This window comes from Variovorax sp. AC103, assembly GCF_979254005.1.
The window spans coordinates 268,879-279,740 of sequence record NZ_CEEDFC010000007.1 but is presented as its reverse complement, the minus strand read 5'-3'; the positions used below and the strand labels follow the sequence as shown (position 1 = coordinate 279,740).

Annotated in this window: 9 protein-coding genes and 1 pseudogene; 5 read left to right on the top strand and 5 right to left on the bottom strand. The window is 68.8% G+C overall.

The genetic code is table 11. The features are described from left to right. The first annotated feature begins 128 nt into the window (after positions 1-128). The 4 genes from AC0IYU_RS13355 to AC0IYU_RS13340 are packed head-to-tail and all read left to right on the top strand — an operon-like array spanning position 129 to position 4,957. Positions 129-1,163 (top strand): ABC transporter permease, encoded by a 1,035-nt coding sequence (locus tag AC0IYU_RS13355; RefSeq protein ID WP_472117440.1) that lies wholly within the window; start codon positions 129-131, stop codon positions 1,161-1,163. Further along, positions 1,160-2,206: a galactofuranose ABC transporter, permease protein YjfF gene (yjfF, locus tag AC0IYU_RS13350; protein WP_472117437.1), complete on the top strand. Its 1,047-nt coding sequence runs from the start codon at positions 1,160-1,162 to the stop codon at positions 2,204-2,206. The genes AC0IYU_RS13355 and yjfF overlap by 4 nt, the downstream gene beginning before the upstream one ends. 43 nt (positions 2,207-2,249) lie before the next feature. Continuing rightward, positions 2,250-4,010 (top strand): IlvD/Edd family dehydratase, encoded by a 1,761-nt coding sequence (locus AC0IYU_RS13345; RefSeq protein WP_472117434.1) that lies wholly within the window; start codon positions 2,250-2,252, stop codon positions 4,008-4,010. A gap of 29 nt (positions 4,011-4,039) precedes the next feature. Further along, a complete protein-coding gene (locus tag AC0IYU_RS13340) occupies positions 4,040-4,957 on the top strand; it encodes a dihydrodipicolinate synthase family protein (RefSeq protein ID WP_472117431.1) in 918 nt (305 codons plus the stop codon). Between the two features lie 49 nt (positions 4,958-5,006). Here the strand turns inward: AC0IYU_RS13340 and AC0IYU_RS13335 are convergent. After that, positions 5,007-5,873, bottom strand: a pseudogene (locus AC0IYU_RS13335) (LysR family transcriptional regulator); the annotation flags it as partial. Positions 5,874-5,985: 112 nt separating this feature from the next. On the opposite strand from AC0IYU_RS13335, the gene AC0IYU_RS13330 reads away from it, so the two are divergent. After that, positions 5,986-6,762, top strand: a complete 777-nt coding sequence (locus AC0IYU_RS13330; protein WP_472117428.1) for an SDR family NAD(P)-dependent oxidoreductase — start codon at positions 5,986-5,988, stop codon at positions 6,760-6,762. A 49-nt stretch (positions 6,763-6,811) separates the two neighbouring features. On the opposite strand, the gene AC0IYU_RS13325 is transcribed toward AC0IYU_RS13330, so the two are convergent. The 4 genes from AC0IYU_RS13325 to cphA form a co-directional block, all read right to left on the bottom strand. Next, on the bottom strand, positions 6,812-7,066 hold the full coding sequence (locus AC0IYU_RS13325) for a hypothetical protein (RefSeq protein ID WP_093245227.1): 255 nt from the start codon (positions 7,064-7,066) through the stop codon (positions 6,812-6,814). 135 nt (positions 7,067-7,201) lie between these two features. Continuing rightward, complete coding sequence (locus AC0IYU_RS13320) at positions 7,202-7,681, bottom strand: hypothetical protein (RefSeq protein WP_472117425.1); 480 nt, start codon at positions 7,679-7,681, stop codon at positions 7,202-7,204. A gap of 28 nt (positions 7,682-7,709) precedes the next feature. Beyond that, positions 7,710-8,120, bottom strand: a complete 411-nt coding sequence (locus AC0IYU_RS13315) for a hypothetical protein (RefSeq protein ID WP_472117422.1) — start codon at positions 8,118-8,120, stop codon at positions 7,710-7,712. 151 nt (positions 8,121-8,271) lie between these two features. Then, a complete protein-coding gene (cphA, locus tag AC0IYU_RS13310; RefSeq protein ID WP_472117419.1) occupies positions 8,272-10,839 on the bottom strand; it encodes a cyanophycin synthetase in 2,568 nt (855 codons plus the stop codon). Between the last annotated feature and the right edge of the window lie 23 nt (positions 10,840-10,862).

Sequence of the window (10,862 nt, the reverse complement as noted above, 5' to 3'; positions counted from 1 at the left end):
TTTTTCTCCCTCCCCTCCGGGGGGTGGGTCGGGGTGGGGGCGCGCGGCCTTCACCTTCGCGCAATGTCGAAGGCCGCGTGCCCCCATCCCAACCTTCCCCCAAAGGGGGAAGGAGCAAGGCAGAAGACATGAACCGCCTTTCATCCCTCATGCGCCATCGCCTCGCCTGGCCCCTCATCACACTGCTGCTCCTGCTCGCAGTGAACACCGCCTTCAACGCCAGCTTCCTCCACCTCGAATGGCGCGACGGCCATCTCTACGGCAGCCTGATCGACATCCTGAACCGCGCGGCGCCGCTGGTGCTGGTGTCGCTGGGCATGACGCTGGTGATCGCCACGCGGGGCATCGACATTTCGGTGGGCGCGGTGGTGGCCATTGCGGCGTCGCTCGCGGCCTGGATGATCGGGGGCTCGGTGGCCAACGACGTGAGCCGCTTCCCCATGTCGCTCGCCATCGCCGCGGCCATCGGCATCGCGCTGCTGTGCGGGCTGTGGAACGGCCTGCTGGTCGCCAAGGTGGGCATGCAGCCGATCATCGCGACGCTCATTCTCATGGTGGCCGGGCGCGGCATCGCGCAGCTCATCGCCGACGGGCAGATCATCACCATCTACTACAAGCCCTTCTTCTTCCTGGGCAGCGGCTACCTGCTGGGCCTGCCGTTCTCGCTGTTCATCGTGGCGGCGGTGTTCGTGCTGCTGTACTTGGCGATCACGCGCACGGCGCTGGGCCTGTTCATCCAGGCGGTGGGCATCAACCCGACGGCGGCACGCGTGGCCGGCGTGCAGGCGCGGCGGCTGGTGGTCGGGGCCTATGCGTTCTGCGGTGCTTGCGCGGGCGTGGCGGGCCTGCTGATCAGCTCCAACGTGAAGAGCGCGGACGGCAACAACGCCGGCCAGCTCATCGAGCTCGATGCGATCCTGGCCGTGACGCTGGGTGGCACGGCACTCACCGGCGGGCGCTTCAGCCTGGTGGGCAGCGTGATCGGGGCGCTGATCATCCAGACGCTGACCTATGCGATCTATTCGCTGGGCGTGCCGCCGGAGATCAACCTGGTCGTGAAGGCAGGGGTGGTGTTCGCGGTGATGCTGTTGCAGTCGCCGGAGTTTCGTGCCGAGATCCGGTCGCTGGTGCAGCGGCCGGCGGGTGAAGGGGCCAAGGTATGAGCGCGGTGATCGATACGGCACCCTCACCCCAGCCCTCTCCCGCTAGCGGGAGAGGGAGCAAGACCGGGGGCAAGGGCAGGAACGGGCTCAATCCGAAGTACCTGCCGTTGACCGCAACCATTTCTTTGTTCCTGCTGGTGGCCACGCTCGGCTCGGTGTTCTACGACGGCTTCTTCTCGGCGCAGGTGTTCCTCAACCTGCTGATCGACAACGCCTTCCTGATCGTCGTGGCCGTGGGCATGACCTTCGTGATTCTCTCGGGCGGCATCGACCTGTCGGTGGGCTCGGTGATCGCGCTCACCACCATGGTCTCGGCCTCGCTGGTCGAGAAGCACGGCTGGAGCCCGGGCATCGTCATTCCGCTGGTGCTGGCGATGGGCACGGCCTTCGGGGCATTCATGGGGCTGCTCATCGAGCGCTACAGGCTGCAGCCCTTCATCGTCACGCTGGCGGGCATGTTCCTGGCGCGCGGGCTGTGCTACCTGATCAGCATCGACTCCATCAGCATCACCAACGCGTTCTATTCGGAGGTTTCGCAGATCCGCATTCCGATCTGGGGCGAAGCCTCGGTGTCGATCAGCGCGCTGATCGCCATCGTGGTGCTGCTGGCGGCGGTGTTCATCGCGCACTGCACGCCCTTTGGCCGCGCGGTGTACGCCATCGGCGGCAGCGAGCATTCGGCCATGCTGATGGGCCTGCCGGTGCGCCGCACGCTCATCGGCGTGTACACGCTCTCGGGCTTCTGCTCGGCGCTGGCGGGTGTGATCTTCACCTTCTACATGCTCTCGGGCTACGGCCTGCATGCGGTGGGGCTGGAGCTCGACGCCATCGCGGCCGTGGTGATCGGCGGCACGCTGCTCACGGGCGGCGTGGGGTATGTGGCGGGCACGCTGTTCGGCGTGCTGATGCTCGGGATCATCCAGACGCTGATTTCCTTCGACGGCACGCTGAGTTCGTGGTGGACGCGCATCGTGGTCGGCGCGCTGCTGTTCGTGTTCTGCCTGCTGCAGCGCTTCTTCACGTCGCGCGCGCCGCGCCGCTGACGACTTCTTTTTTTCTCTCTCCAGCTTTCATCAGGACTTCCGCATGTCGGACCCCACATCCAAGACCCCCCCGAAGAAACTGCGCTCCACCGAGTGGTTCGGCTCGGCCGACAAGAACGGCTTCATGTACCGCAGCTGGATGAAGAACCAGGGCATTCCGGACCACGAGTTCGATGGCCGCCCGATCATCGGCATCTGCAACACCTGGTCGGAGCTCACGCCGTGCAACGCGCACTTCCGAAAGATCGCCGAGCACGTGAAGCGCGGCATCTCGGAGGCGGGCGGCTTTCCGGTGGAGTTCCCGGTGTTCTCCAACGGCGAGTCGAACCTGCGGCCCACCGCCATGCTCACGCGCAACCTCGCGAGCATGGACGTGGAAGAGGCCATTCGCGGCAACCCGGTCGATGCGGTGGTGCTGCTCACCGGCTGCGACAAGACCACGCCCGCGCTGCTGATGGGTGCGGCGAGCTGCGACATCCCGGCCATCGTGGTCACGGGCGGGCCCATGCTCAACGGCAAGCTCGACGGCAAGAACATCGGCTCGGGCACGGCCGTGTGGCAGCTGCACGAATCGCTGAAGGCGGGCGAGATCAACCTGCACCAGTTCCTCTCGGCCGAAGGCGGCATGTCGCGCTCGGCGGGCACCTGCAACACTATGGGCACGGCCTCCACCATGGCCTGCATGGCCGAGGCGCTGGGCACCTCGCTGCCGCACAACGCGGCCATTCCGGCGGTCGACGCGCGGCGCTACGTGCTCGCGCAGATGTCGGGCATGCGCGCGGTGCAGATGGCCAAGGAAGGGCTCACGCTGTCGAAGATCCTCACGCGCGAGGCCTTCGAGAACGCCATCCGCGTGAACGCGGCCATCGGCGGCTCGACCAACGCGGTGATCCACCTGAAGGCGATCGCGGGGCGCATCGGCGTCGAGCTGGAGCTGGAAGACTGGACGCACATCGGCAGCCACACGCCCACCATCGTCGACCTGATGCCCTCGGGCCGCTTCCTGATGGAAGAGTTCTATTACGCCGGCGGCCTGCCTGCCGTGCTGCGGCGGCTGGGCGAGAACGGCCTGTTGCCGCACCCCGGTGCGCTCACGGTCAACGGCCAGTCGCTCTGGGACAACGTGCGCGAGGCGCCCAGCCTCGACGACGAGGTGATCCGCCCGCTGAGCAACCCGCTGATCGCCGACGGCGGCATCCGCATCCTGCGCGGCAACCTGTCGCCGCGCGGCGCGGTGTTGAAGCCCTCGGCCGCAACGCCCGCGCTGCTCAAGCACCGCGGCCGCGCGGTGGTGTTCGAGAACCTGGAGCACTACAAGGAACGCATCGTCGACGAAGACCTCGACATCGACGCGAGCTGCGTGATGGTGCTGAAGAACTGCGGCCCCAAGGGCTACCCCGGCATGGCCGAGGTCGGCAACATGGGCCTGCCGCCCAAGCTGCTGCGCCAGGGCGTGAAGGACATGGTGCGCATCTCGGACGCGCGCATGAGCGGCACGGCCTACGGCACGGTGGTGCTGCACGTGGCGCCCGAGGCCGCCGACGGCGGGCCTTTGGCGGCGGTGCGCGACGGCGACTGGATCGAGCTCGATTGCGATGCGGGGCGGCTGCACCTGGACATCAGCGACGAAGAACTGGCCTCGCGCCTGGCGTCGTTGACCGGCACCGACGCGCAACCCATGAGCACGCGCGGCGGCGGCTACCAGAAGCTCTACGTCAACCATGTGCTGCAGGCCGACGAGGGCTGCGACTTCGACTTTCTGGTGGGCTGCAGAGGTTCTGCCGTGCCGCGCCATTCGCACTGACATTCCACCGACCTCCACGGCGATTCACCATGACCCCCAGATACCGCGGCATCTTCCCGGTGGTGCCCACCACCTTCACCGAACAGGGCGCGCTCGACCTCGAGAGCCAGAAGCGCTGCGTCGACTTCATGATGGACGCGGGCTCCGACGGCCTCTGCATCCTGGCGAATTTCTCGGAGCAGTTCGTGCTGTCCGACGAAGAGCGCGAGGTGCTCACGCGCACGATCCTCGAGCACGTGAAAGGCCGCGTGCCGGTCATCGTGACCACCACGCACTACAGCACCCAGGTCTGCGCCGAGCGCAGCCGCCGCGCGCAGGACATGGGCGCGGCCATGCTGATGGTGATGCCGCCATACCACGGCGCCACCTTCCGCGTGCCCGAACCCCAGATCTTCGAGTTCTATGCGCGGCTGTCGGACGCGGTGGGCATCCCCGTCATGATCCAGGACGCACCGGCCAGCGGCACGGTGCTGTCGGCGCCGTTCCTGGCGCGCATGGCCAGGGAGATCGAGCACGTCGCGTATTTCAAGATCGAGACGCCCGGCGCGGCCGCCAAGCTGCGCGAGCTGATCCGCCTGGGCGGCGACGCGATCGAAGGCCCGTGGGACGGCGAGGAAGCCATCACGCTGATGCCCGACCTCGACGCCGGTGCCACCGGCTCCATGACCGGCGGCGGCTACCCGGACGGCATTCGCCCGATCATCGAGGCGCACCGCGCGGGCGACCGCGACAAGGCCTTCGCGCTGTACCAGCAGTGGCTGCCGCTCATCAACTACGAGAACCGCCAGGCGGGCCTGCTGGCCTGCAAGTCGCTCATGAAGGAGGGCGGCGTGATCGCTTGCGAGGCGCCGCGGCATCCGCTGCCGGCGATGCACCCCGAGACGCGCGCCGGCCTGATCGAGACGGCGAAGCGGCTCGACCCGCTGGTGCTGCGCTGGGGGCGCTAGCGGCGTCGCGTTCCTCGGTGAAGTACGGCGCGAGGATTTCCGTCAGCCAGTCCATCACCGCCAGCACGCGCGGCGCGAGCTGGCGGCGGTTGACGTACACCAGCGACACCGGCATGGGGCGCGCGGTGAACGCCGGCATCAGCTGCACGAGCGAACCTCTCTCGAAGCAAGGCTGCAGGCCCGCGACAGGCGCCTGGATCAGCCCGAGGCCCGCCACCGCCGCGGCGTTGTAGGCGTCCGTGCCGTTCACCGTGACGGTGGCGCGCACAGGCTGCACCCTGTAGCGGCCTGCTGCCGCGTCGAAGTATTCCCAGCCCGCATCGTTCGGCGAGACGGTTTGCGCGAAATGCACGATGCGGTGCTGCGCGAGGTCGGCCAGCGTGTGCGGCGTGCCATGTGCCTGCAGGTAGGCCGGGCTCGCGGCGTTGGCCATGCGCATGACACCGAGCGGCCGTGCGACGAGTTCGGAGTCTCCGAGCACGCCCACGCGCAGCACGCAGTCGAAGCCCTCGTTCACGAGGTCGACCCGGCGGTCGGTGGTGCTGATGCCGATCTCGAGCGCGGGATGCCGCGCGAGGAATTCGGGCAGGCGCGGAATGACGAGGTCGCGCGCCACGGTGGCGGGCAGGTCGATGCGCAGGCGCCCCGTCAGGCCGCCGGTGTTCGAGCGGAACAGGGTGGCCAGTTGTTCGCCTTCTGCGAGGTAGTCCTTGCATCGCGCCAGGAAGTGTTCGCCGTCCTCGGTGAGCCGCACGCTGCGCGTGGTGCGCTGCAGGAGCCGCGTGCCGAGCCGTTCCTCGAGCTGCTGCACGGCCACCGACACGCGCGCCCGGGTCAGGCCGAGCTGGTCGGCGGCGCGGCTGAAGCTCGCGAGTTCGGCGACCCTGGAGAAGATGCGCAGTTCATCGGTGTTCATTGCGGTGGATTGTTATGAAATCGGATAACAGTGTGCATCGCCTTGCGGGATTTATCTTGCTGCCGGTAATTTTTAAAGTCCATCCATCGATTCATCCACCGAGGACTTTGAAATGACCGCTTCCATCACACCCGTTTCCCGCATTGCCCTCGTCACCGGCGGCAGCCGCGGCCTGGGCCGCAGCACCGCGCTGGCGCTTGCCGCAGACGGCGTCGACGTGATCCTGACCTATGTGTCGAACGAAGCCAGCGCTCAGGCGGTGGTGTCGGAAATCGAAGCGAAGGGGCGCCGCGCCGTCGCGCTTCAGCTCGACGTTGGCGACAGCAGCGCGTTCGCCGCGTTCGCGCAAGCCGTGAAGGCGGCGCTGGCGTCCACCTGGCAACGCGAGCGCTTCGACTTCCTGGTGAACAACGCCGGCGTGGGCCTGCATGCGAGCTTCGAGGAGACGACCGAGGCGCAGTTCGACATGCTGTTCAACATCCACTTCAAGGGCACGTACTTCCTCACGCAGAAGCTGCTGCCGTTGATTGCCGACGGCGGGCGCATCGTCAACCTGTCGTCGGGGCTGACGCGCTTCTCGATGGCCGGCGCCTCCGCTTATGCCGCCATGAAGGGCGGCGTGGAAGTGCTCACGCGCTACCTCGCCAAGGAGCTGGGCGCACGCGGCATCACGGTGAACACGGTGGCGCCGGGCGCGATCGAAACCGACTTCAGCGGCGGCATGGTGCGCGACAACCCGCAGGTGAACGCGATGGTCGCGGGATTCACCGCGCTGGGACGCGCGGGCAGGCCCGACGACATCGGCGGTGCGATCGCGGGCTTGCTGGGGGAGGGGAACCGCTGGGTAAATGCCCAGCGCATCGAGGTCTCGGGCGGGATGATGGTCTGAGCGCGGGGCGCGCCCTGACGGGGACCGGGCACGGCGTGCCCGGGTGAACTCAGCTCTTCTCGAGCTCGGTGACCTGCAGCGACAGGTCGAACAGCTTCGACTTGCTGGCGTAGTAGCGGTCGAGCCGCCACTCCTTCAGGATGTCCATGGCGAGCTGGAAGCTCTTGTAGTCGAGGTTGTACAGCGTGATCAGTTCGAAGCTGCGTTCGGACTCCAGCGCCAAGACGAGCTGGGCCAGGATCTTGGCCGATTCGTTGGCCGGGTCCGTTTCGATGAATCGGCGAGCGACCTTGATGGCATTCATGGGAAGGGATTCCTCGGTAGGCAGGGACCGAGAACTATAGCTAGCACTCCTGCGCCTTTTGTGACGGTTTTATGACAGCCAAGGTCATCGCCCGCCTTCCGGGCGCAAACCCGGAAGGGAGGGGCCTGCGGGCGTTCAGCGCATCGGCATCGGTGCCGGCATGGGCACCATCACCGGCTCGGGTGCGCGCTCCATCGGCATGGGCCGCGGCATCGGGCGCGCGGGCCGCACGGTGGTGGTGACCGATTCGCGGATCACGCCGCCGCCCATCACGCTGCCCTCGACCGCCGCGCTGGTGTTGCCGCTGCCGCCCAGCACCCGGGCTTCGCAGTCGGCACGGTCGGCCGGTTGCTGCAGGCCGCAACGGGCCAGGGCGTTGGCACGGTAGTCGGGTGCGCCGGTCAGGGCGCCCTGGGCCGCGGCCTGGCGCGCTGCGCCGGCTTCGCGGATGCAGGCGGCACGGTCCTGCTGGTTGTGGCCGCACACGGCCAGCTCCTGCTGGTAGGTGCCGCCGTCACCGCGGCGCGGGCCGGCGGCCGAGGCCACGGAGGCGCTGGCCACGCCGCCCAGGGCGAGCAGCGCGAAGATCATCGAACGCGAGGTCTTGCTTTGCATGATGTGTTCCTTGGGAAGTCAAAGGGGTTCAACGCGACGGCACGGGCTGCGCCGGCAGCGGCGTCACGGTTTCGCGGATCACGCCGCCCCCCATCACGCTGCCTTCGGTGGTGGTGCGCGCGCCGCCCTTGATGCGGGCTTCGCAGTCGGCCTGGTCGGCCCCGGGCTGCTCGCTGCAACGGGCCAGCGAATTGACCTGGCCGCGGGCCGGGCTCGGTGTGGTGAGGCCGCTGCGGCCGGCTTCCTGCTTCGCGGCGCCGGCTTCGCGAAGGCATGCTGCGCGGTCTTGCTGCACACCGTCGCACACCGCGCGCTCTTTCTGCATGCGGGCATCGCTGCCCGGCGCCTGTGCGACGGCGGTCTGCGCGCCGAACACGATGAATCCGCTGGCGGCGAAAAGGGCCGTGGCGGAAAGGATGGAACGAACTGTTGTTGTCATGCGGGCTCCTGGTTGGGGCACGCCCTCCTGGAGGTGCGTGACCGGAGCCACAGTGTGGTGTCGGTGGGGGTGGCGGGTCTGTGGGACAGCCGCACCCTCTGGCCGGGCCGGACGCGCCCCTCTCTGTGGGACGTGTCCGGCAAGCGGGGCTTCAGCCAGCCGCGATGCGCTGCGCGAGGTGAGCGAGCGCTTCCTCGACCTGGTCGACGAGGATGAGCGACAGGTCCCCGGGCTGCAGGCGCGCCAGCGCGGTGTCGATGGCGACGAACTCGCCGCGGATCTCGTCGATGTAGCGCGTGCGGGCCGCGCCCTGCAGGCCCTGGCGCAGCAGCGCCATCACCTCGCCGTCGGCGCGGCCGCGCTGCGCCGCGTCCTGGTACAGGATCACGTCGTCGAAGGCCTGGCCGAGGATGGCGGTCTGGTCGCGGATGTCGGAGTCGCGGCGGTCGCCCGCGCCGCTGATGACCACCGAGCGCTTCTTCGCCGGCATCGTGTCCACGGCCGACACCAGCGCGCGCATGGCGTCGGTGTTGTGGCCGTAGTCGGCAATGACGGTGGCGCCGCGGTAGTCCATGACGTTGAAGCGCCCGGGCACGCCGGCCGCGTCGTTCATGAAGCTTGCGAGGCCGCTGCGGATGGTGTCCCAGTCCAGGCCCACGGCCCAGGCCGCGGCCACCGAGGCCATCACGTTGTCGACCTGGAAGCCGATGGTGCCGCCGCGCGTGATCGGCACGTCGCGCAGCGCGATGCGTTCGCGCCACGAGCCTTCGGCGGCGACCAGCGTGTCCTGGTCGACGTACACGGTGCGCTTGCCCTGGGCGCGGTGCGTGGCCATCACCGGGTGCATGCGGTCGGCGGTGAAGAAGATCACGTGGCCCGGGCAGCCCGCGGCCATGGCCGCGACGTTCGGGTCGCCTGCGTTGAGCACCGCGTAGCCGTCGGCGGACACGTTGCGCACGATCACGCGCTTCAGCACCGCGAGGTCTTCCACGGTGGTGATGTAGTTCAGCCCCAGGTGGTCGCCGCTGCCGATGTTGGTGACCACGGCCACCTCGCAGCGGTCGAAGCCCAGGCCCTCGCGCAGCACGCCGCCGCGGGCCACCTCGAACACGGCCGCGTCCACGTCGGGGTGCATCAGCACGTTGCGCGCGCTCTTCGGGCCGCTGCAGTCGCCGCTGTCGGTCTGCCGGCCGTCGACGTACACGCCGTCGGTGTTGGTCATGCCGGTGCGCAGGCCGCTGGAGGCGAGCAGGTGGTTGATGAGGCGTGCGGTGGTGGTCTTGCCGTTGGTGCCGGTGACCGCCACGACCGGAATGCGGCCGTCGTCGCCGTGGGCAAACAGGGTGTCCATCACCGCTTCGCCCACCGCGCGGCCGCGGCCGAACGAGGGCGAGATGTGCATGCGCAGGCCGGGCGCGGCGTTGACCTCGACCACGCCGCCGTGCTGCTCCTCGAGCGGGCGCAGCACGTTCTCGCAGACCATGTCGACGCCGCAGATGTGCAGGCCGACCATCTGCGCCGCATCGACGGCGCGCGCCGCCACTTCGGGGTGCACGGTGTCGGTCACGTCGGTGGCGGTGCCGCCGGTGGACAGGTTGGCGTTGTTGCGCAGCACCACGCGCTGGCCGCGCGCGGGCACGCTGTCGGGCGTGAGGCCTTGCGATTCGAGCCGGCCGACGGCAATGTCGTCCAGCCGGATCTTGGTGAGCGAGGTGGCATGGCCCTCGCCGCGGCGCGGGTCGAGGTTCACGGTGTCCACCAGCTGGCGCACGGTGAGGACGCCGTCGCCGATCACCTGCGGCGGATCGCGCCGCGCGGCGGCCACCAGGCGGTCGCCCACCACCAGCAGGCGGAAGTCGAAGCCGGGGAGAAACTTCTCGACCATCACCTCGCCGTAGACGGCCGCCGAATCGTAGGCCGAGAACAGTTCCTCGCGCGTGGTGATGTTCACCGTGACGCCCTTGCCCTGGTTGCCGTCCTGCGGCTTCACCACGACCGGCAGGCCGATCTCGTGGGCGGCGGCCCAGCCGTCTTCGGCGCTGGACACGGGGCGGCCCAGCGGCACCGGCACGCCGGCGGCGTTGAGCAGCTGCTTGGTCAGTTCCTTGTCCTGCGCGATCGATTCGGCCACGCCGCTGGTGCTGTCGATTTCGGCGGCCTGGATGCGGCGCTGCTTGGAACCCCAGCCGAACTGCACCAGGCTGCCGCGCGTCAGGCGGCGGTACGGAATGCCGCGTGCCACGGCCGCATCGACGATGGAGCCGGTGCTCGGCCCCAGGCGCTCCGATTCGTCCAGGTCGCGCAGCTCGGTGATGGCGGCGTCGGCGTCGAAGGGGGTGTCGGCCTGCGCGGCGGCGATCAGTTGCTCGGCCAGTTCGATGGCGCGGCGGCCCACGGCCTCTTCGCTGTACTGGAAGACGACCTGGTAGACGCCTTCTTCGAGCGTCTGCGAGGTGTGGCCGAAGTTGACGGCGCAGCCGGCCTGGGCCTGCAGCGCCACGGCGGCGTTTTCCAGCACGTGGGCCAGGGCCAGCGGCTGGCCCAGCACCATGGGGTGCAGCTCGCCGATGGTCGGGAAGCGCGCGCGCAGGCGGCTTTCGAAGCCGGCCAGCTTGCCGGTGGCGTTTTCATCGCCTTCGCAGGCCACGACCGCTTCGATGGCGGTGTGGCGGCTCCAGAGATTGGGCCCGCGAAGGGCTCGGATGCGGGTGACTTTCATGGGGCGGCGAGGGCTCGAGGCTT